An 18,980-nucleotide genomic window follows, 5' to 3' on the forward strand; every position below is an offset into this window, starting at 1 on the left:
AAAATCAAAAAAAGGGTTAAACCCTCAACAAACCTCCGTTAACATGAAACACACATCCTGTGATATAACTTGCTTTTTCGCTGGCTAAAAAAGAAACAAGATAGGCTACTTCTTCCGGGGTTCCTGGTCTTTTTAAAGGGATTTCTTGCAAAAAAGCTTCTCTAACCTTTTCAGGTAACTGTTTCGTCATGTCAGTTTCTATATAGCCTGGAGCCACGGCATTAACCGTTATGTTTCGCGAAGCAACCTCTAAAGCTAAAGCTTTAGTAAAACCTATGATCCCAGCCTTAGCTGCTGCATAGTTGGTTTGCCCAGCATTTCCGCTAAAGGCTACTACCGAAGAGATGTTAATTATTCTTCCCCATTTAGCTTTGGTCATCATCGGAAGTACTGCCTTAGTCACATAAAAAACCGAATATAGGTTGGTTTTAATAACCAAATCCCAGTCCTCTTCTTTCATCCTTAAAAACAAAGCATCTCTGGTGATCCCTGCGTTGTTTACTAAGATTTGAATAGGTCCGACAGCTTCTTCTAATTCTTTTATGGCCTTTTGAACTTCCTCAGGGTTGGCTACGTCAAACTTAGAAAGATAGGCCTTGGTCCCAAGCTTTTCTATTTCGATAGCCAACTCTTTAGCCTTTTCTTCGGATCCTTTATAATTGATAACTACCTCCGCTCCATCCTTTGCAAGTTGATAGGCTATCGCCCTACCTATCCCTCTTGAGGCTCCTGTTACTAAAGCTACCTTTCCCTTAAGCTCCATGTTTAGTTCCCTCCTTTTGTAACAATTTAGTGGTTATATAGTTAGCTACAATAAAACCTAAGGTAGCCTCCTCTTCCATCGCTTGCTGGATGTAGGTTAGGTTAGCATGACCTAAGTGTTTGACCAGTTTATCACAGAAGAAGTTTCTACAAAAAATAGGGGTAAGGATAAGGCTACACCCTTTTTCTCCTAAGAAGAGACAGTCTTCCTTTCGAGAAGTATTAAAAGCAAGGGGTAAACTATAGGTTTCTGCAAGCAGAAGATTTATCAAAAACTCAGCAGGACTTAGTTTCCATTCTAACCCAGCTTTACAACACTTCTCTCCTGAGTTTGCACAAGCACTGCAAAAAGCAAAAGACCCTTTTTCTATAAATGCCTGACGACTCTTTTCTATGGCTTTTTTTAATAATTCGAGTTTTTCCTGAATAAAAGGGTCTTTTAAAAATAAATCCTTTTTTTCGTAGTAAAAGGAAAGCCAGTGGTTAAAATAGGCTAAACTCTCCTTCATAACTTAAAGTCCAGAGGTTTTCCTCTTACTTCATTTAAAACCAACCCTGTAAGGATTTTAGGATAAAAAAACGTGCTTTTATGAGGCATTCTTTTCCCTTGCAATGCAACCTCTTTTAAGATTAAGGGAGAAAGCTCAGGGAAAATTACTCCGATTTCTTGATCTTTGACGTGGTTAAAAACCTCTCTTACCTCAGAGATAAATTCAACCTGATTTTGTTCCTTTAAGCTTTCTTCTTTTATCTGAAAAGCTTGTTCCATCAGGGACAAAAAGTTGTAAAGGGTTAGTTTTGAAAGCACCGGATCTTTCTGTTGGAAACGCTCATACACTTCTTGTTTTATCCTGAAAATCATCACTTTATTTTTAAAGCAAATACCAAAATCCCTTTCTTTTATTTTAAAAAAATTCTGAGAAAAATTAATAGGCTCTGTGGTGTAAACTTTTTCTGCCCAATTTTTTAAGGCTTGAATTAAATCTTCAGGGTTTGGTAAACGATAGATTCTATGAGTAGGAAGCATAAGTAGGTTTGGCTCTTCTATAGGGCAAACATACATGGCTATGTAATGATAATCCCTTGGTGGGGTTGTGCCTAACTTATTTTCCATGTATTCTTTATATCTCAAGGCAGTAGTGTATCTGTGGTGTCCATCTGCTATGTATATTTTTTGATGTTTAAGATAGTCAGTCACTTCTTTTATTATGTCCACCTCAGAAACTTGATAAAGGTGATGGGTTTGTTGGTCAAGGGTTACTTCATAAAGTAGATTTTTGGGACTATAAGAAATGGTAAGAAGGTCCGGGTCTTCATACAACCCAAAAATCTGACTAAACTGAAACCCGGTAGTCTTAAGCAATTCAAACCGATCATCTGTTACCTTTGGAAAAACCTTCTCATGGGGTAAAACTATCCCTTCCTCAAAGTGATGTAGCTTTACCAGTAGAATCCACCCTTTTCGAGAAAGAGTTTTTTGTTCTCTTACAAAGGATAGTTCATAAAAATAGAGACAAGGTTTAGGTTCTTTTACAAGGATTTGTGACCTTATCCACTCTTCCAAAAGGTGTTTGGCTTTTTGGTAGGTTTCAGGAAGCTCCAGATGAAAGATGTTATAAGGACTTTTTTTCTGATAAAAAGCTTTTTCTTCCTCGCCAACCACATCGTAAGGAGGGGCAACCACTTCTTCGATTTTTACTTTTTCAGGATTATATCTCCACCCATAAAATGGAAGACAATCAGGCATGATTTTGATCTCCTTCCTAAAAAATTAAAAAAGTTTTTCTAAATCTACCAAAAATTTCAGGTTTTACAATAAGCCTGTTTTTTTCATCCTCTGGAAAAAAAACAGAAAGAATTTAAACTTTGAAACATGCTAAAGAAAAAATGGGGGCAACATCTTTTGGTTTCATCAGGTGTATTAGATCGACTGGTTGAACTAGCTGAGATAAAAGAAGAGGTGGTAGTAGAGATAGGTCCAGGGACAGGAAACCTTACCAAAAGACTGCTTAATACCCCTCTAAAGCGCCTTTATCTTCTAGAAATAGACCCAGAAATGGTAGAGAAACTTAAAGTTAGTCTAAACGACCCTCGGGTGGTGATCTTTCAGACCGACGCTACTACCTTTGATTTTAACACCTTAAATGAAAAAGAACTCAAACTTATAGGTAACCTCCCTTATAACGTTGCCAGCCTTATCATAGAAAACACGATATACCATAAACATCTTATATACCAGGCTTTTTATATGGTTCAAAAAGAGGTAGCTGAAAGACTTATCCAGCAAAAATCCTGGCTTTCTGTTTTTGTAAATACCTTTTATCAGCTTGAATACCTAATGAGTATCCCCCCAAGGTTTTTTGTCCCCCCTCCTAAGGTGAATTCAGCCTATCTTAAGTTTACCCGGAAAAACTTTGATGAAATAAAAGATTTGAAAAGATATAAAAGTTTTTTAGTGCAAATTTTTAGCCAAAAAAGAAAGATGTTAAAACATAAAGTGCCACCTGAAATTTTAGAAAAAGCCTCTATTTTACCTCAAAAAAGGGTAGAAGAACTTAATCTTTTGGATTTTATAACTTTGTATCAGATTTGGGTTCAGTAGAAGGTTTATCAGAAGGAGTTTTATAAACTAAATTTTCTGAAGTCTGGTTAGAAACAGAGTTTTTAGGGGTTTCTCTTATTTTGTTAATAGCCTCTAAATGTTCTTTATAGGTTACAGAAAACACGTGAGAACCGTTACCTGCAGCCACAAAGTAAAGATAGGGTACTTTAGCCGGAAAAAGTACTGCTTTTATGCTTGCTTCTCCAGGATTTCCTATGGGGGTAGGGGGTAGGCCAGGATTTAAGTAGGTGTTATAAGGACTTTTTACTTGATAATAATCTTTGTAAGTTAAACGTCTAAAAGATTTTAAGGCATAGTTGATGGTAGGGTCAGCTTGGAGAGGCATTTTTTTCTTTATTCTGTTTAAATAAACTGCAGCAATTACTGGTTTTTCTGAGTTTAGATAAGCCTCTTTTTCTACGATAGAGGCTAAAGTAATTACCTCCTTTAAGGATTTTTTTTGTTTTTTAGCTACCTCTTCATATTTTTTCCAGTGTTTCCAGAAGTTATCTACCATGGTTTTTATTACTTGCCCTGGATGAGAGTTTCGGTAAAAATAATAAGTATCGGGAAAAAGATATCCTTCTAAGGTAGGACCAGGTAATCCATATTGTTTAGCTGTTTGAGGGCTTTCACCCAACTTTAGAAAATCTTCTTTGCGGCAGATTTCATTCTTTTCGAGTAAATCAGCGATTTGCCAAAGAGTGTACCCCTCTGGTATGGTTATCTTTTTGGCTAAAACTTTTCCTTCTACTAACATGGTAAGAATTTCTGACAGAGATTGGTTAAGGTAAAAGCCATATTCTCCAGGTTTTAGTTTATGATAATAACCTTTTCTTAAGGCTTCTAAATAAAATACTACAGAACTCTTGATAATCCCGTGGTTTTTAAGCTTTTGAGCTATAGCCCAGGCACTTTCACCTTTTTTGATTTCTACTACCTTAAATTCTTTGGTAGGGCCTTTTACTACAGGTTCTAACCCTTCAAAATAGTAACCCAAGAAACCTAAGATCAAAACACAAAAAATTACCAACCCAAAGGTTAACATCCATTTCTTATTTTTACGTCTTGAGAACTTCATAATTGATGGTATCCTTTAAAAAGTTTTAAAAGGAGGAAAAGATGATAGACGAAAAAGCTTTAAAAATTTTAGAAAAAGAAGCCATAGAAAACCCTCATTCCCCTTTTGCACAACATAAGTTAGCTATAGCTTACTTTAATTTGGGAAAATTACAAGAGGCTAAAGAGGCGTTTAAAAAGGTGTTAAAGCTTGATCCTTACCATTTTGAGGCTATGGTTAACCTTGGCATCATATTAGCTCAAGAGGGGGAACTTGAGGAGGCTAAAAAGGCCTTTACCTTTACCCTTAACTTTTATCCCAAATCTGTAGAGGCCTGGGTAAACTTAGGGTTGATAGAGTTTCAGTTAGGTAACCTGGATGAGGCAGAAAGATGTTATAGGAAAGCCTTAGAGATAAATCCTGATTTTATCCCTGCTATGATAAACCTTTCTACCATTTTGATAGAAAAGGAGCTTTTTGCAGAGGCTATAAGTATGTTAGAAAAAGCAAAATCCCTTGCTCCTCAAATGGCTACTCTTTACAATAATTTAGCCGTAGCTTATTTCTACCAGGGAGATATAGATAAGGCTAAAGAAAATTTAGCACAAGCTAAAAGCTTAGGTTATCCAGTAAGTCCAGAGTTTGAGGAGCTTTTAAATGAAAAAGCCCGTTCCTAAACCTCCTACCTGTCCTTTTTGTGGTAGGTTTATCAAAAAACCAGAGCTTTTACCTATAGGTCTTTCTGACTTAGAGGCTGGTGTGTGCGAATGTGGTAGTGTTTACGTATGTGATGTGACTGGACACAACCGAGGAAATGCCTTTATAGAGGCTCTTTTTCTTGCTACTGCAGGTGATTGGGATTTGATGTGGGAGTTGATTCCTGAAGAAGACTATAAAGAAGTTTGGATTGAAAATTATGATTTAAAAACCCATACCATCCTTCCTATGCCAGCTACCTCAAGGATAGTCTCTAAAGGAGCGCTTTGTTTTTTAAAAGTAGCAGATGACATTAGAGAATTAAAACACGTAAAACTAAGTCAAGCTTTGCAAAAAGAACCTCTCTCCGAAAAGGACTTTAACAAACCTAAGAGAAAGCTTTCTAAAAGGGAATTAGAAGAGTTAATCGAAAAGGAAGATTTCAACACTCTCAATATCTATATAGTTTCAGAACCTTTAAACCTCAACGTGCTTCAGAAGTTTTTCTACCATCCAGACCCTGTTTTTCGTAGAAAAGCGGTAGTTGCTTTGGGTAAAGTATCTCCTGCCTTAGCTAAGGTCTATCCAGAAAGATTGTTAGACTTTATAAAAAGGCTTCTTTATGCTGCTGCTGATTCTGCGTCTTCTGCCTGGGGAGCCCTTGAAGCAGTAGGAGAGATCATAAGAGAGACAGGAGACAGATATGCTATTTTTATAAAAAACCTGTTAGCTTTTTTAAAGTTTCCTGAATATCACGGCTATGTCCTTTATGCGCTTTACCGGATTTCCGAAAAAAATCCCGAAGTTTTAAAAAAACATAGCTATTTCTTGCTTTTAGACCTGATAGAACGTTCTTCTTCTGAAATAAAAGCTTTGATTTTAAAGACTTTTGTTAATCTTGGGGCTAAGGAGATATCTCCTTATTTAGATAAACTAAACCCTGAGGAAGAAACCGAAGTTTTTAATCACGAAACCTTTTCATACGAGAAGGTTAAATTAAAAGAGATCATACAACAAATACAAAGGGGTTAACATGGAAGATAAAAACTTTATCGAGAAAAGAAAAGAGCTTTATTTTAAACAACTAGGGGTTTCAGAGGAGTTGAAACCAGGATATGAACTCTGTATAGAAGCTCATAAGTGTTGGACTGAAGGAAAAGTCCTTGATACCATAGAACTTATGGAAAGGGCCTTAGAGTTTTTTCAACAACATCAGGCTTATAAAGAAATGGCTAACATCTTAGACTTTTTAGGAGATGTATACCATATGAGAGGAAATATAGAAAAGGCTTTAAGGTGTTATAAAGCCTGTTTAGATGTATGTGAAACCGCAGAAGATGAATTTAGTGTGGCGGTTATAGTAGAAAAGATCATACATGTTTATCGTACAAAAAATGAATACGATAAGATGCTTCCTTATCTTTACAGAAACTTAGAGATAGGAGAAAAATATAGAGATGCCCATCGAGCAGCTCGTTCCTTGGTAGGGATAGGGGATGTGTATAGACTCCAAAATAACTTTGAGGCAGCTAAAGAGGCTTATTCTTTAGCCTATAAAATATACAAAGGAATAGGAGCTGGAGAGCTTGCAGAAAAGGTAAAAGAAGGGTTAGAAATTTTAGAAAAGGAACAATCTAACTTAAATACCAAAGATTAATCTCCATAACCAGGTAGTTCTATATGGGTGCAAGTTCCTGACGGACAGGAATGAGATTCTGTGATCCTTGGTTTGTCTGAAGATCCCACTGAACCACTAACGATAGAGTTTACCACACTCATCAGTCTTTTAACGTTTTTGCTTTTACAGTTTTTACACTCTATTGAGCCTAATTCCTCTTTGTTTTTCAAAAAAACTTCAAACTCAGTTTTACAGTCTTCACACTTGAACTCATAGATAGGCATTAACACCACCCTCCATTTAGACTTTTTTGATGTTTAATTATATCAAAGATTTTAAGAAAACCAAACATTACTGATAACTACAGTTTATCTTTACTCTGATAAAGTTATGAGTTTTAACTTCACCAAGGATTTCTTTTATCACCACCTTTTCTCCCAAATTCACCCTTAGAGTACTTAAGGGAAACAAAGAAGAATTACATTTTTCATTTTCTATTTTAATCATAATACCTTCTGGTAAGTATTTTATGTTTGTTATCATCCCAGAGATAGGAGCTCTAATAAAAACAGGAGGGGTTAGTTTAAAACTATATTCTCCTGGGTTAATAGCCTCTCCAGAAACAGGATTTATAGCTTGAGAAATAATTTGTTTGTTAAACAAATACATGTTGATAAGCTCTGCTTTTTTAGTTTCTAATCTTAACCTTTCTTGGTTTAGTTGGATTATTTTTTTGAGTAAGGTTTTTTCTAAAAACCTGTTTAAAGGATATTCATCCTTTAAATAAGAAATCTGATGGTTTTTGATAAAAAGTTTTAGATATTCTCTCAAAACCTCTTTTTTAGTTTGTTTTATGTCTGTTAATCTTCTTTCTATGTCTGTTAATCTTCTTTCTATGTCCTTTAATTTTAAGTCTTGAGCAGGAAGACATAAAGCATTATTTTTTGAGAGCATCAGAATAAGACAACCTAAGATAGTTAAAATTTTTCTATATTTCATAACTCCAAAAACTTATCCACACACTTAAAAAAGGTATTAATACTACTAAAAAAATAAAATACACCAAAGAATACCAGGAATTTACCCAAAATATATCTAAAAGAGGAAAGTTTATGATACTTGTTAAAGAATTTACCGCTAAGTAAAAGGTAGCACCTGAACTAAAGAATCCTAAGGTTATGAGAGAAACCAAAAAACCCAACCTGATGAATTTTAGATAAAAAGGATTACCTCCTAAAAGAAGGATCAGTTTATATTGTTGATAAAGCAGGTTGTTTAATAAGTTATTTATAAAAAAAATAGCCCCGATATAAACTATTATCCAGCTGCACCAAAACCCGATTATCCCTGATTTGAGAAAAAAACTTAGTTTTAGAAACTTAAAATATTTAGGGTTTTGAAGCTCTAAAGCAGGGGTTGAGGCGGAGATTAGTTTTAAACGCTCTGTAAGTTCTATATAACTTCCTAAAGATTTAGGATAAATTTTGATGAGAAAAGGTAAATTTTCCTTGAGCTCTTCTTCAGTAAAAATTTGGGTTATTTCCTTGGGAAGGGTTTTTTGAGCTTGTTTTAGGACCATTTCTGGAGTAACTACTTCAATTTTTTCTGTGAAAGAAGAAAAACTTTCTCGGAGTTCTTTAACAAAGTTATTTAACTGTTCTTGGTCTTTAGGATAGTAAAAAATACTTAAGGTTATTTGATCTTTCCAATGTTTTTCTAAGGTAAATAAACCTACATAAGCATAAATAAGCACCAAAGAAAAAAAGTTCCAAAAAAAGAAAAACAGAACAAAAAAGAGATAATAAAGTAAACCCTTTTTAATTTCTAACTTAGCAAGAAGTTTGAACATTTTCTACCAACCTTCCCATTTCTAATCTAAGGATTCTCCCTGCATTAAGTTGTAGAATCACCGGGTCATGGGTAGCAAGGATTACCGTTTTTCCTGCTTGTTGATATTCTTGAAAAATTTTAATGATTTCTTTTATGCTTTCAGGATCAAGATTACCTGTAGGTTCATCGGCTATCAATAATTCAGGCTCTCTAATAATAGCTCTTATAATACCTACTTTTTGTTGTTCCCCTCCTGAAAGTTCTTTTACTTTTTTAAAGGCCTTAGGTGCAAGATTAAATCTTTCGAGATAGTTTAAGATGTGAAATTTTATCTTAGGGACTTTTTTTTTGCTTAGGATTAAAGAGATTTTTATGTTTTCGAAAACCGTTAAGTCTGGTATTAGTTTGTAATCTTGAAAAATGATCCCCCAATTTTGTCTTAGATGTAGAAAATTTTGTTGTTTAAGCTTAGAATAAGGGAGGTTTTTGTAAAATATTTCTCCATCAGTAGGTTTTTCTTCTCGGTAAAGTAACTTTAGAAGGGTGGTTTTACCTGCTCCAGTCGGTCCGGTTAAGATCAAAAAATCTCCTTCTTTTACGATAAAAGATACTTCATCTAACACTTTAAAATAGGGGTTATAAACTTTGGTTACCTTTTCTATAACAAAAATTTCCATAACATCTTTGAGTATATCTAAAAATTTATCTAAGGCAACCAAAATTTTACAGTAGCAAAAGATAAAAAAAACTAAAAAAACAAAGTAAAAAAGAAAAATTTAAAGAATTAATTAGAAAATCAACCTTAATTTAAATTTTTTATTCTTGACATATAATTCAAGATCAATAAAATGTATTCTATACAAAAACTGTAGGGAGGGTACAATGGGCGAGGTGAAAAAACATGATACACCAAAAGTAGACCAGCTTAAGACTGGTCCTTGGCCAAGTTTTGTTGATGACATTTATTCTTATGGTGAGAAGCACAAGAAACAAGCCTGTTTTGACATAATGGGGCAGATGGAACTTTCCTATACCCACAAAGAGACCCATTGGAAGCATGGTGGTATTGTTGGTGTGTTTGGTTATGGTGGTGGAGTTATTGGGCGTTATTCTGACCAGCAGGAAAAATTTCCTGCTATCTGGGCTTTCCATACTATCCGTGTGCACCATACCGCAGGAAAGTGGTATCATACTTCAGCTTTAAGGAAACTCTGTGATATGTGGGATAGCAGGGGTAGCGGTATTGTTAACTTTCATGGTTCTACCGGTGATATCATTCTTTTAGGTACGGTTACTGATCAGCTTGAGCCTATCTTTTTTGACTTAACTCATCAGCTTCATTGGGATCTTGGTGGTTCTGGTTCTAACTTAAGAAGCCCTGCTTGCTGTATGGGTAAGTCCCGTTGTGAGTGGGCTTTGATAGATGTTCAAGAATTAGACTATGAGTTAACCATGGCTTTCCAAGATGAATTGCACCGTCCTGCATTTCCATATAAGTTTAAGTTTAAATTTTCTGGATGTCCCTTAGATTGTGTGGCTGCTGTAGCAAGAGCTGACATGTCTTTTATAGGTACTTGGAGAGATGAAATTAGAATAGATCAAGAAGCAGTAAGGGCATATGTAAGGGGTGAGCTTAAACCTAATGCCGGAGCTTTTTCTGACAGAGACTGGGGTCCTTTTGATATTAAGAAGGAAGTTATTGACCTTTGTCCTACCAAGTGTATGTACTGGGATGAAAACGAGCAGAAGCTTTATATCAACAACAGTGAATGCAACAGGTGTATGCACTGTATAGCTGTTATGCCAGAGGCTTTAAGACCTGGTCAAGATACCGGTATCGCTATATTGATCGGAGCTAAAGCCCCGATCTTAGAAGGTGCTCAGCTTTCTACCCTTATTGTTCCTTTTATGAAGGTGGAACCACCTTATGATGAACTTAAAGATTTTATCTATAAGGCCTGGGATTATTGGATGGAAAATGGAAAGAACCGTGAACGTATCGGTGAACTTATCCAGAGAATTGGTTTGAACAAGTTTATCACCGAGGTTATGGGACTTACACCTATTCCTCAGCATGTAAGAGTACCTCGTGACAACCCATACATCTTCTGGAAGGAAGAAGAGGTTGAGGGTGGTTGGACCAGAGACGTGGCTGAATTTAGAAAACGCCACCCTGCTTAAGGTGAGGATGGATTTGATGAATAAAGACCTAAATATTTTAAAATAAAAGGAGGGTAAAATGGGAATTGAAAAATTTAAAGAGTTAGACCCGATTTATACACAGCCCTATGACCCAACTTTGGCAGAAAAGTTGTATAACCCTGAAAAACCCATGGAAAACAGAATTACCGATATAGGACCTCCTTATTTCTGGCAGTTTATGCCACCTGTTATTCAGAAAAACTATGGTAAATGGGTTTCTCATGAGATAATCCAACCTGGGGTTTTAAAGTATAAGTCTGAAACAGGTGATGTAGTTTATGTGGTAAGATGTGGTACCCCTCGTTTGGAAACTACAGACTACATCAGAGAAATTTGTGAGATCGCAGATAAATATTGTGGCGGTTATGTACGCTGGACTACCCGTAATAACGTAGAATTTCATGTAACTGATGAAGAAACTTTAAAGGCTCTTATAGAAGACTTGAAAAACAGGAAACATCCTAATGGTTCTTATAAGTTTCCTATCGGTGGTACAGGGGCAGGTATTAGCAACATAGTCCATACCCAGGGATGGATCCACTGTCATACTCCTGCTATCGACGCTTCCGGTATAGTTAAGGCTATCATGGATGAACTATTTGAATACTTTGGATCTCATAAACTTCCTGCAAAGACTAAGTTAGCCCTTGCCTGTTGTCTTAACATGTGTGGTGCTGTGCATTGTTCTGACCTTGCCTTGGTTGGTATTCACAGAAAACCACCTTTGGTTGAAGACGAAAGGTTAGAACATGTTTGTGAAATACCATTGGTTATAGCTTCCTGTCCTTTAGGTGCTATCAAACCTGCTACTGCTGAAGTAGATGGTAAGAAGAAAAAGACAGTTAGAATAAATGTAGATCGTTGTATGTTCTGTGGTAACTGTTATACCATGTGTCCAGCTTTACCTATTGCTGACGGAGAAGGTGATGGTATTGCTATTGTGGTCGGTGGAAAGGTTTCTAACAGGATTACTCCTCCTGAATTTTCAAGAGTAGTAATACCTTATATTCCTAATGAACCTCCTCGTTGGCCAACCACTGTTAAATGGATTAAAAAGATTATTGAGATCTATTCTCAGCATGCTAATAAGTACGAAAGGATTGGTACTTGGATTAACAGAATTGGTTGGGAAAGATTCTTTGAATTAACCGGTATTCCATTTACTGAAAAGTGTATTGACGATTACAGACTTGCTTATACTACCTACAGAACTTCTATGCACTTTAAGTTCACCAAACATGTAGATGAAGTATTTAATGCTCCGGAAAATTATAAAGTAGAACTTTTTAAGTAAAATTAAAATAAAAAACTTTGAAAAGGAGTGTGTTATGGATAAAGAAGAATTGAAACAGAAGATACTTCAAATAATGGAAGAAAAGGTTAAAAAAGGTGGTAAAACTAAGATCTATTTAAAAGATTTACAAAGAGAAATTCCTGATGCCAACCCCCGTGAGATTAAGAATGCTGCTAACGAGTTGGTAAGAGAAGGGAAGTTAGAGTATTTCTCTACTGGTAGTACGGTTATGTTTGGATTACCTGGCGTAGGTATGGGGTTGGAAGCAGGAGTAGAAAAACCTAAAGAATAAAGTTAGCCAATAATTTAATAAAACAGGGGGGACTTAAAGTCCCCCCTGTTTTATTTTTGAATAAATTTTTAAATTTTAAAAATAAAAAATTTAACCTGAAAAAAAGTGATCAAAATCAAGAGATTATTAAGATTTAAACTTTATTAGAAGTTTCTTGAGTTTTAGATTTTTCTTCTTTTTGATTTTCTAATTTTTCTAAATCTTCTTTGACGTCGGCAGAACGAAGAGCTTCTTTAAAGGATTTTATACCTTTCCCTAACCCTGCTCCTACTTCAGGTAAACGTTTAGCCCCAAACAAGAGTAAAGCTAAGAAAAGTATTATAAAAAGCTCTTGACCTCCTAAGCTGGGTAACATATCAGAAAGCCTCCTTTTTATTTAAGTGTTTTAAATAACCTGATTAAAATTATACCTGTTTCATATAATAGTGTCAAGGGTATGGCTAAAATAATTTGGTTAAAAGGATCTCCTCCACCAGTTAGTATAGCGCTTATAAAAAAGGCGAGAAGGATTGCATAAGGTCTAAATTTTTTAAATCCTTCGTAGTTTACTATTTCTAACCGATTAAGTAAAACCATAAAAGATGGTATTTGAAACACCGCCCCTATGATTAAAAAAAAACGAAGACAAAAACTTATATAGTCTTTTAAAAAAGGTTTAAAAACCAGAAATTTTTCCCCAAAAGAATAAAGGAATTTAAGAATAAACGGTAAAAAAAAGAAATAAGCCAAAAGGTCTCCTAAAATAAACGCAAAAGAGGTTAAAAATACTGCAGTTTTTACCCATTTTTGTTCATGAGGATAAAGTCCAGGGGCGATAAAGGACCACAGTTGATAAAAAATATAAGGACTACCAAAAATAAAACCTGTTATTATAGAAAGTTTAAGATAAGAAGCAAAAACTTCAGGAAAGGTACGGAAAAATACATAATTCTGTTGAGGTATAGCTTTCATTAAAGGTTTTAATAATAAATCTATGATGTGGTCTGCTAAAAAATAAGCAATTACAGAAGCAATAACCCAACCAATAAATGCCTTTATTAGACAAGCTCTAAGTTCTAATAAGTGTTCAATTAGACTTAGTTTTTTCTCCTCTACTTCTTTAATCTGGGAATTCATTATTTTAACATTTGTTTCATGGTATGAGCAATACTTTCTGGGTCTAACCCTGCTTGTTTAAAAAGTTCCGAAGGTTTACCAGAGGAGCAAATAGTTTTATGTCCTAATAGTTTAAGATTTACTTTAATTTGTTTGAGCCCAAAAAAACTGGCTATCCTTGTACCAAGACCTGTTTCTACCAGATGATCCTCTACGATGATAAGATTTTTTAATTCAGAGGCTTTTAATAAGTCTTTTTCTGGAAAAGGCCTTATAGAGGCTACATTTAAAAGGCTTACTTTAATTCCTTCAGAATTTAGAATTTCCCAAGCTTTTAAAGCATAAGGTATCATCGTACCGTAGGTAATAATAACTCCTTTATCACCTTGTCTTATCCAATCAGCCTTGCCAGGAATAAAGGTATAATTTTCGTCAAAGTAAGGACTTCCATCTTCCTTGGTAACCACCGGCAGTTTAGACCGCCCCATTCCTACGAAGATGTTACGAGGTTTGTCTGCTATATATCTTATGATATGGTCTGTTTGGTTGGGGTCAGCAGTAATGTAAATTTCAAAATCATAAAGATTTAACAAAAGACCTATATAATCTATACACTGATGAGTAGGCCCATCTTCTCCTACGTCAGCTCCAAGGTGAGTAGCTACCACCTTTAACGCTGTACGATTGATACTGTTTATTCTTAGTTGGTTGTAGACTTCATCTATCGCAAACACTCCAAAGGTAGAGAAAAATACTGAAAATCCTTCTTTAGAGAGGGCGCCTGCTACAGAAGCTGTATGATGTTCTTGTATTCCTGATTCAAAAAAAGCCTGAGGAGACCATTTTTTAAAATCTGTCATTTTTACCGAACCTTCAAGGTCACAGGTTAAACCCAAAATTTTTGGAGTTCCTGTTGGAGGGTTGTTTTCTTTAGCAAGGTTTAACAATGCCTTACCATATGCACTTCTACAATCTGTATTAACCTCAGGTGGATAAATCGTAGGAGCTGGGATTTTTAGTTCTATTGGTAGAGGATCATAATTTTGGTGTGGAAAACTGACGTTCCAGGTTTTTCTTTTTTCTTTTAAAACATCAAGTTCACCAGGGTCAAACCCTAACTCTTCTAAAGCCTTCTTAGCTAAATCTTCTGGGAGAGCCATCCCATGCCACTTAGGATCATTTTCCATAAAAGAAATTCCTTTGCCCATCACCGTGTGGGCTATGATAGCTGTAGGATGTTCAGGATTAGATACTTTTTTTTCGATGGCAACCTTGAGTGCTTGAAAAATCTGTTGAAAGTCGTGTCCGTCGATCTCTAATACATTCCATTTTGTGGCTTCTATTTCTGCTTTCAAATCTTGCGGCATTACTTCAGAAATTTTGCCCCCTATTTGTAACTGATTATAGTCTATTAAGGTGATAAGATTGTCAAGTTTAAATTTAACCGCCCATCTTCTGGCCTCGATTACTTGACCCTTTTGTTGTTCTCCATCTCCCATAAAACAAAACACAAGATTAGAAAGATTTTTAAGTTTTAACGCTTGAGCCATACCACAGGCTGCTGAAAGGCCTTGACCAAGGTTACCTGTGTTCCATTCTACCCCTGGTACTGATTGTTCTACATGCCCTGCGAAAGCAGAACCAGCCCTTCTGAATTCCATCAAAAAGGGTTCTTCAGGAAAGAAGCCGTATTCGCAAAGCACACTATAAACCCCAGGACTTATATGCCCATGGCTAATTAAGATTCTATCTCTTTCTAATGCCCTAGGATTTTGCGGGTTAACCTTAGCTAAAGAATAGACTACCAAAAGTAAACTTAAAGAAGAAAGAGACCCACCTGGATGCCCACATCCTGCTAAAGTAGTAGAAAGAATAATCCTTCTAGCACATCTTCTAAAAGCTTTTTCAAACCATTTTATCTGTTCTTCAGTAAGACTTCCCTGTTTTATGTCTATTTTAAGCATTTTGACACCTCAACCGTAAAAATTGATTAACATTTATAACTTGAGATATAGAAAAATCAAGAGGAAAGACTTAATTTTTAACCGGATTTTTTTTCTCTTCTGATAGCTATAACTCCTGTTCTTACGATTTCTTTGATCCCCATAGGTTTAAGTAATTCTATCACTGCTTCCAACTTATCTCTATCACCTGTAACTTCTATTACATAGGTTTTGGGACTTACGTCTACTATTTTACAGCGAAAAATTTCACAAATTCTAAAGATTTCATCTCTGTTTTCCTTTTCAGCCTTTACTTTGATAAGAGCCATTTCTCTTTCAACGTGATCTCCTTCTTCGGTTACGTTAACCACTTTATAAACATCTATAAGCCTTCTCAATTGCTTTAAGATTTGCTCTAATATTTGCTCGTCCCCATGGGTTACCAAGGTAAGATGTGAAAGAGTAGGGTCTAAAGTTTCGGCCACACAAAGGCTGTCTATGTTAAATCCTCTTCCGCTAAAAAGTCCTGCTATTCTGGCAAGAGCTCCGGGTGTATTTTCTACAAGGACTGAAAGGGTATATCTTTTGGTTTCCATAAATTCCCCCTTTTCCATATTATAAAAGTATCATTTCTGTGGTGGCCTTTCCTGCAGGTACCATCGGAAAGACCCCTTCTTCTGGAGCAATATGGATGTCAAGGATTACCAAAGAATTCGTTTGCAAAACCTTTTTTAACGCTGGTTCAACTTCTTCTGGTCGGGTTATTCTCATTCCTACAGCTCCATAGGCTTCGGCTAACTTAACAAAGTCAGGAATCACCTGAAATTTAACTGCAGAATATCTTTTTCCGTAAAAAAGTTCTTGCCATTGACGGACCATCCCTAAAAACCCGTTGTTTAAAATGATGATTTTAATAGGAAGTCTTTGCTCTACAGCGGTGGCTAATTCTTGAATATTCATCTGAATAGATCCATCTCCTGCTATATCTATTACCAATTTATCAGGGTTACCTATTTGGGCTCCAATTGCTGCTGGGAAACCAAATCCCATCGTGCCTAATCCACCTGAGGTAATAAGCGACCGAGGATGTTTAAACTTATAAAAAAGCGCAGTCCACATCTGATTTTGTCCTACTTCGGTGGCGATGATAGCCTCCCCTTTAGTAAGTTCCCATAGTTTTTCTATCACAAACTGAGGTTTTATGTAATCTCCTTCTTGTTTGTAGGTCAAGGGATACCTTCTTTTCCAGATGTTAATCTGTTCCCACCAATCGGTAAATCGTTCTTCCCAGTATTTTTTATCTTTTCCTCCTTGTTTTACAAACTCTAATAACCGTTTTAAAGCCCTTTTACAATCTGCTACTATAGGAACGTCAACTTTTACGCTTTTTTGAATAGAACTTGGGTCTATATCTATATGAATGATTTTTGCTCCAGGTGCAAAAGCATCTACTTTGCCAGTTACTCGGTCATCAAAACGTACCCCTACGGCTAAGAGTACGTCACAGTTGGCTACTGCCATGTTTGCATAGTAGGTACCATGCATCCCTAACATTCCCAAACTCTGTTCGTGGTCGCCAGGAAAAGCACTTAACCCCATCAGGGTCATAACCACCGGTAATTTTAATTTTTCAGCTAATTTCCTCGCTTCTTCAGAAGCATTAGCAGAAATTACCCCTCCTCCTAACATCAAGACAGGTCTTTCTGCGTTTTCTAAAAGTTGATAAGCCCTTTCTATCTGCTTTATATGAGGTTCGTAAACAGGATTGTAACTTCTTAGTTTTATTTCTTCAGGGTAATTAAACTCACCTTTAGCTTGTTGAATATCTTTAGGTATGTCCACTAGAACCGGTCCAGGTCTTCCTGTTTTTGCTATATAAAAGGCTGCTTTTATGATGGTAGGAAGGTCTTCTATACGTTTTACCAAAAAATTATGCTTGGTAATAGGCCTGGTTATTCCAGTAATATCTACCTCCTGAAAGGCATCATTTCCGATTAACCTAGTAGGAACTTGACCAGTTAGTACTACTATCGGAATAGAATCCATATAAGCGGTAGCAATTCCTGTAACCGTGTTGGTAGCACCAGGTCCTGAAGTAACCAAAACTACCCCTACCTTACCTGTAGACCTTGCATACCCGTCAGCAGCATGTGTAGCTCCTTGTTCATGTCTTACTAGTACATGTTTTAGATCTGGTGTTTTGTAAAGCTCATCATAAATATCTAAGATTGCCCCACCAGGATATCCAAAAAGAACCTCCACTCCCTCTCGCTTTAAAGCTTCTATCACCATTTTTGCACCAGTCATAATCGCACCCAAAGCAATCCCTCCTAAAGAGTATATAACTTTAAAAACTTTTTTAAATGATATAGATTTTTAGTCTATCTCTATCCCTTCTTTTGTTTTTATTATTTTATATATTTTTTCTTTAATATAAAGTTTTTCCTTTTTAAGTTCCTTAAGTTTAACCTCTTCTTCTGGGGTAAGATAAGGTTTTTGAGAAAGTTCAGCTACTTGGTTTTCCATCTCCTGATGTTTCTCAAGAAGCTCATTGATTTCTGGATATTTGTCGGCAAATTTTTTAACCAGCTCTTTGTCCATTTTTACCTCCCTCCTTTTAAAGGATAATATGCATATTTTTTAAAAACATATCATGTGAAAAAATTCTTTAAAATAAGAAATTACTACTCATTGTTTTGGTTTATTTAGGGTTATTTGTTAATGCTTTTAACAGTTCAATAGGTAAAGGAAAGAGTATTGTGGAATTTTTTTCACTTGCAATCTCTGTAAGAGTTTGTAAATACCTTAGTTGAAGGGTTATTGGATTTTGTGCCATAATTTGGGCAGCTTCAAGTAAGGTCTTAGAGGCTTGGTACTCACCATCAGCGCTGATTATTTTGGCCCTTCTTTCTCTCTCAGCTTCAGCTTGTTTAGCCATAGCCCTTTTCATTTCTTCTGGAAGGTCTATTTCTTTAATCTCTACCTTCGAAACCTTGACACCCCAAGGTTCTGTTTCTGCATCAAGGATTTCTTGGATTTTTAGATTAAGTTTTTCTCTTTCGGCTAACACTTCATCAAGCTCTGCTTGACCACAGATGCTTCTTAAGGTGGTTTGGGCTAATTGACTGGTAGCATAATGATAATCTTCTACTTGAAGAAAAGATTTTTCTGGGTCTAATACCCTATAATATACTACGGCACTTACCTTAATAGAAACATTATCCTTAGTAATAACCTCTTGAGGAGGAACGTCTAAAGTAACCGTTCTTAGGTCTATTTTTACCATTTTATCTATGATTGGAAGGAGTATAATCAGCCCTGGGCCTTTAACCGCTAAAAATTTACCTAACCTAAGAACTACCGCCCTTTCATATTCATTAATTACCTTTACTGAGGTTTGTAAAAACAGTAAGATCAAAATAACAATGAAAATTAACGTAAAACTCATAACACCCTCCTGCAATTTTTATGTTAGTTTTTGCTTAACATATGTTGCGTTGTATAGTAATAATATGGACAACAACAAAATAAAGAGGGACAAGGACTCCATAACTCTTAGGCTTAAAAGCCTCGAGAGGAGTCTGTC

At 35.8% G+C, this 18,980-nt stretch carries 22 protein-coding genes; 7 read left to right on the forward strand and 15 right to left on the reverse strand.

The genetic code is table 11. The features are described 5' to 3' along the window. Window positions 1-16: 16 nt before the first annotated feature. From fabG to PWP26_RS01955, 3 genes are read right to left on the reverse strand one after another with little or no spacing between them, the layout of a single operon-like run. Window positions 17-763, reverse strand: coding sequence for a 3-oxoacyl-[acyl-carrier-protein] reductase (gene fabG, locus PWP26_RS01945; protein WP_022855340.1), 747 nt, complete (start codon window positions 761-763; stop codon window positions 17-19). Continuing rightward, window positions 753-1,271 (reverse strand): hypothetical protein, encoded by a 519-nt coding sequence (locus PWP26_RS01950; RefSeq protein WP_038060220.1) that lies wholly within the window; start codon window positions 1,269-1,271, stop codon window positions 753-755. Before PWP26_RS01950 ends, fabG begins: the two co-directional genes overlap by 11 nt. Then, window positions 1,268-2,509, reverse strand: a complete 1,242-nt coding sequence (locus PWP26_RS01955) for a DUF1015 domain-containing protein (RefSeq protein ID WP_301398858.1) — start codon at window positions 2,507-2,509, stop codon at window positions 1,268-1,270. The genes PWP26_RS01950 and PWP26_RS01955 overlap by 4 nt, the downstream gene beginning before the upstream one ends. Before the next feature lie 126 nt (window positions 2,510-2,635). On the opposite strand from PWP26_RS01955, the gene rsmA reads away from it, so the two are divergent. After that, entirely contained in the window at window positions 2,636-3,364 is a 729-nt protein-coding gene (rsmA, locus tag PWP26_RS01960) for a 16S rRNA (adenine(1518)-N(6)/adenine(1519)-N(6))-dimethyltransferase RsmA (RefSeq protein WP_038060224.1), read from the forward strand. Here the strand turns inward: rsmA and mltG are convergent. Continuing rightward, window positions 3,333-4,445, reverse strand: a complete 1,113-nt coding sequence (mltG, locus tag PWP26_RS01965; protein WP_301398859.1) for an endolytic transglycosylase MltG — start codon at window positions 4,443-4,445, stop codon at window positions 3,333-3,335. The two genes, rsmA and mltG, sit on opposite strands and share 32 nt — an antisense overlap. A gap of 41 nt (window positions 4,446-4,486) precedes the next feature. Here mltG and PWP26_RS01970 point away from each other — a divergent pair, with 41 nt between their 5' ends. Genes PWP26_RS01970 through PWP26_RS01980 form a run of 3 tightly spaced genes read left to right on the forward strand, consistent with a single transcriptional unit; the run spans window position 4,487 to window position 6,777 of the window. Beyond that, window positions 4,487-5,101 (forward strand): tetratricopeptide repeat protein, encoded by a 615-nt coding sequence (locus tag PWP26_RS01970; protein ID WP_287568062.1) that lies wholly within the window; start codon window positions 4,487-4,489, stop codon window positions 5,099-5,101. Then, on the forward strand, window positions 5,082-6,152 hold the full coding sequence (locus PWP26_RS01975) for a DVU0298 family protein (RefSeq protein WP_301398860.1): 1,071 nt from the start codon (window positions 5,082-5,084) through the stop codon (window positions 6,150-6,152). Before PWP26_RS01970 ends, PWP26_RS01975 begins: the two co-directional genes overlap by 20 nt. Window position 6,153: 1 nt before the next feature. Continuing rightward, window positions 6,154-6,777 carry a tetratricopeptide repeat protein gene (locus PWP26_RS01980; RefSeq protein WP_287568060.1) on the forward strand — a complete coding sequence of 208 codons (624 nt, stop codon included), beginning with the start codon at window positions 6,154-6,156 and terminating at the stop codon, window positions 6,775-6,777. On the opposite strand, the gene PWP26_RS01985 is transcribed toward PWP26_RS01980, so the two are convergent. From PWP26_RS01985 to PWP26_RS02000, 4 genes are all read right to left on the reverse strand, one after another. Next, window positions 6,774-7,022 carry a zinc ribbon domain-containing protein gene (locus tag PWP26_RS01985; RefSeq protein ID WP_287568059.1) on the reverse strand — a complete coding sequence of 83 codons (249 nt, stop codon included), beginning with the start codon at window positions 7,020-7,022 and terminating at the stop codon, window positions 6,774-6,776. The genes PWP26_RS01980 and PWP26_RS01985 overlap by 4 nt on opposite strands. A 67-nt stretch (window positions 7,023-7,089) precedes the next feature. Continuing rightward, window positions 7,090-7,737 (reverse strand): hypothetical protein, encoded by a 648-nt coding sequence (locus tag PWP26_RS01990; RefSeq protein ID WP_301398861.1) that lies wholly within the window; start codon window positions 7,735-7,737, stop codon window positions 7,090-7,092. Next, window positions 7,727-8,587 (reverse strand): hypothetical protein, encoded by an 861-nt coding sequence (locus PWP26_RS01995; protein WP_301398862.1) that lies wholly within the window; start codon window positions 8,585-8,587, stop codon window positions 7,727-7,729. Before PWP26_RS01995 ends, PWP26_RS01990 begins: the two co-directional genes overlap by 11 nt. Continuing rightward, window positions 8,568-9,245 (reverse strand): cell division ATP-binding protein FtsE, encoded by a 678-nt coding sequence (locus tag PWP26_RS02000; RefSeq protein ID WP_287568056.1) that lies wholly within the window; start codon window positions 9,243-9,245, stop codon window positions 8,568-8,570. The genes PWP26_RS01995 and PWP26_RS02000 overlap by 20 nt, the downstream gene beginning before the upstream one ends. A gap of 205 nt (window positions 9,246-9,450) precedes the next feature. Between PWP26_RS02000 and dsrA the strand changes: the two genes are divergently transcribed. The 3 genes from dsrA (at window position 9,451) to PWP26_RS02015 (ending at window position 12,356) form a co-directional block, all read left to right on the forward strand. Next, window positions 9,451-10,749 (forward strand): dissimilatory-type sulfite reductase subunit alpha, encoded by a 1,299-nt coding sequence (dsrA, locus tag PWP26_RS02005; RefSeq protein WP_287568055.1) that lies wholly within the window; start codon window positions 9,451-9,453, stop codon window positions 10,747-10,749. Window positions 10,750-10,900: 151 nt separating this feature from the next. Continuing rightward, window positions 10,901-12,064 (forward strand): dissimilatory-type sulfite reductase subunit beta, encoded by a 1,164-nt coding sequence (gene dsrB, locus PWP26_RS02010; protein WP_051754629.1) that lies wholly within the window; start codon window positions 10,901-10,903, stop codon window positions 12,062-12,064. A 34-nt stretch (window positions 12,065-12,098) separates the two neighbouring features. Continuing rightward, window positions 12,099-12,356, forward strand: coding sequence for a dissimilatory sulfite reductase D family protein (locus PWP26_RS02015; RefSeq protein WP_038060237.1), 258 nt, complete (start codon window positions 12,099-12,101; stop codon window positions 12,354-12,356). Between the two features lie 133 nt (window positions 12,357-12,489). Here the strand turns inward: PWP26_RS02015 and tatA are convergent, their stop codons facing one another. The 7 genes from tatA to PWP26_RS02050 all read right to left on the reverse strand — a co-directional run bounded on the left by tatA (window position 12,490) and on the right by PWP26_RS02050 (window position 18,842). Next, entirely contained in the window at window positions 12,490-12,711 is a 222-nt protein-coding gene (gene tatA / locus PWP26_RS02020; RefSeq protein ID WP_038060239.1) for a twin-arginine translocase TatA/TatE family subunit, read from the reverse strand. A gap of 17 nt (window positions 12,712-12,728) precedes the next feature. After that, complete coding sequence (gene tatC, locus PWP26_RS02025; RefSeq protein ID WP_051754524.1) at window positions 12,729-13,472, reverse strand: twin-arginine translocase subunit TatC; 744 nt, start codon at window positions 13,470-13,472, stop codon at window positions 12,729-12,731. Further along, a complete protein-coding gene (locus tag PWP26_RS02030) occupies window positions 13,472-15,415 on the reverse strand; it encodes a transketolase (RefSeq protein ID WP_301398863.1) in 1,944 nt (647 codons plus the stop codon). Before PWP26_RS02030 ends, tatC begins: the two co-directional genes overlap by 1 nt. A gap of 77 nt (window positions 15,416-15,492) precedes the next feature. Beyond that, window positions 15,493-15,990, reverse strand: a complete 498-nt coding sequence (gene ilvN / locus PWP26_RS02035; RefSeq protein WP_038060241.1) for an acetolactate synthase small subunit — start codon at window positions 15,988-15,990, stop codon at window positions 15,493-15,495. A gap of 19 nt (window positions 15,991-16,009) precedes the next feature. After that, window positions 16,010-17,701 carry a biosynthetic-type acetolactate synthase large subunit gene (gene ilvB, locus PWP26_RS02040; protein ID WP_353735819.1) on the reverse strand — a complete coding sequence of 564 codons (1,692 nt, stop codon included), beginning with the start codon at window positions 17,699-17,701 and terminating at the stop codon, window positions 16,010-16,012. Between the two features lie 69 nt (window positions 17,702-17,770). Beyond that, window positions 17,771-17,995 carry a DUF465 domain-containing protein gene (locus PWP26_RS02045; protein WP_022855360.1) on the reverse strand — a complete coding sequence of 75 codons (225 nt, stop codon included), beginning with the start codon at window positions 17,993-17,995 and terminating at the stop codon, window positions 17,771-17,773. Window positions 17,996-18,095: 100 nt separating this feature from the next. Then, the gene (locus PWP26_RS02050) at window positions 18,096-18,842 is read right to left on the reverse strand and encodes a slipin family protein (RefSeq protein ID WP_287568052.1); all 747 of its coding nucleotides are present in this window, start codon (window positions 18,840-18,842) and stop codon (window positions 18,096-18,098) included. Between the last annotated feature and the right edge of the window lie 138 nt (window positions 18,843-18,980).

This window comes from Thermodesulfobacterium sp. (assembly GCF_030445475.1).
Lineage (GTDB): Bacteria > Desulfobacterota > Thermodesulfobacteria > Thermodesulfobacteriales > Thermodesulfobacteriaceae > Thermodesulfobacterium > Thermodesulfobacterium commune.

Bases quoted from the DNA above. Each gene is read 5' to 3' on its own strand.
- fabG (WP_022855340.1), bottom strand. From the start codon at position 763: ATGGAGCTTAAGGGAAAGGTAGCTTTAGTAACAGGAGCCTCAAGAGGG.
- PWP26_RS01950 (WP_038060220.1), bottom strand. From the start codon at position 1,271: ATGAAGGAGAGTTTAGCCTATTTTAACCACTGGCTTTCCTTTTACTAC.
- PWP26_RS01955 (WP_301398858.1), bottom strand. From the start codon at position 2,509: ATGCCTGATTGTCTTCCATTTTATGGGTGGAGATATAATCCTGAAAAA.
- rsmA (WP_038060224.1), top strand. From the start codon at position 2,636: ATGCTAAAGAAAAAATGGGGGCAACATCTTTTGGTTTCATCAGGTGTA.
- mltG (WP_301398859.1), bottom strand. From the start codon at position 4,445: ATGAAGTTCTCAAGACGTAAAAATAAGAAATGGATGTTAACCTTTGGG.
- PWP26_RS01970 (WP_287568062.1), top strand. From the start codon at position 4,487: ATGATAGACGAAAAAGCTTTAAAAATTTTAGAAAAAGAAGCCATAGAA.
- PWP26_RS01975 (WP_301398860.1), top strand. From the start codon at position 5,082: ATGAAAAAGCCCGTTCCTAAACCTCCTACCTGTCCTTTTTGTGGTAGG.
- PWP26_RS01980 (WP_287568060.1), top strand. From the start codon at position 6,154: ATGGAAGATAAAAACTTTATCGAGAAAAGAAAAGAGCTTTATTTTAAA.
- PWP26_RS01985 (WP_287568059.1), bottom strand. From the start codon at position 7,022: ATGCCTATCTATGAGTTCAAGTGTGAAGACTGTAAAACTGAGTTTGAA.
- PWP26_RS01990 (WP_301398861.1), bottom strand. From the start codon at position 7,737: ATGAAATATAGAAAAATTTTAACTATCTTAGGTTGTCTTATTCTGATG.
- PWP26_RS01995 (WP_301398862.1), bottom strand. From the start codon at position 8,587: ATGTTCAAACTTCTTGCTAAGTTAGAAATTAAAAAGGGTTTACTTTAT.
- PWP26_RS02000 (WP_287568056.1), bottom strand. From the start codon at position 9,245: ATGGAAATTTTTGTTATAGAAAAGGTAACCAAAGTTTATAACCCCTAT.
- dsrA (WP_287568055.1), top strand. From the start codon at position 9,451: ATGGGCGAGGTGAAAAAACATGATACACCAAAAGTAGACCAGCTTAAG.
- dsrB (WP_051754629.1), top strand. From the start codon at position 10,901: ATGGAAAACAGAATTACCGATATAGGACCTCCTTATTTCTGGCAGTTT.
- PWP26_RS02015 (WP_038060237.1), top strand. From the start codon at position 12,099: ATGGATAAAGAAGAATTGAAACAGAAGATACTTCAAATAATGGAAGAA.
- tatA (WP_038060239.1), bottom strand. From the start codon at position 12,711: ATGTTACCCAGCTTAGGAGGTCAAGAGCTTTTTATAATACTTTTCTTA.
- tatC (WP_051754524.1), bottom strand. From the start codon at position 13,472: ATGAATTCCCAGATTAAAGAAGTAGAGGAGAAAAAACTAAGTCTAATT.
- PWP26_RS02030 (WP_301398863.1), bottom strand. From the start codon at position 15,415: ATGCTTAAAATAGACATAAAACAGGGAAGTCTTACTGAAGAACAGATA.
- ilvN (WP_038060241.1), bottom strand. From the start codon at position 15,990: ATGGAAACCAAAAGATATACCCTTTCAGTCCTTGTAGAAAATACACCC.
- ilvB (WP_353735819.1), bottom strand. From the start codon at position 17,701: ATGACTGGTGCAAAAATGGTGATAGAAGCTTTAAAGCGAGAGGGAGTG.
- PWP26_RS02045 (WP_022855360.1), bottom strand. From the start codon at position 17,995: ATGGACAAAGAGCTGGTTAAAAAATTTGCCGACAAATATCCAGAAATC.
- PWP26_RS02050 (WP_287568052.1), bottom strand. From the start codon at position 18,842: ATGAGTTTTACGTTAATTTTCATTGTTATTTTGATCTTACTGTTTTTA.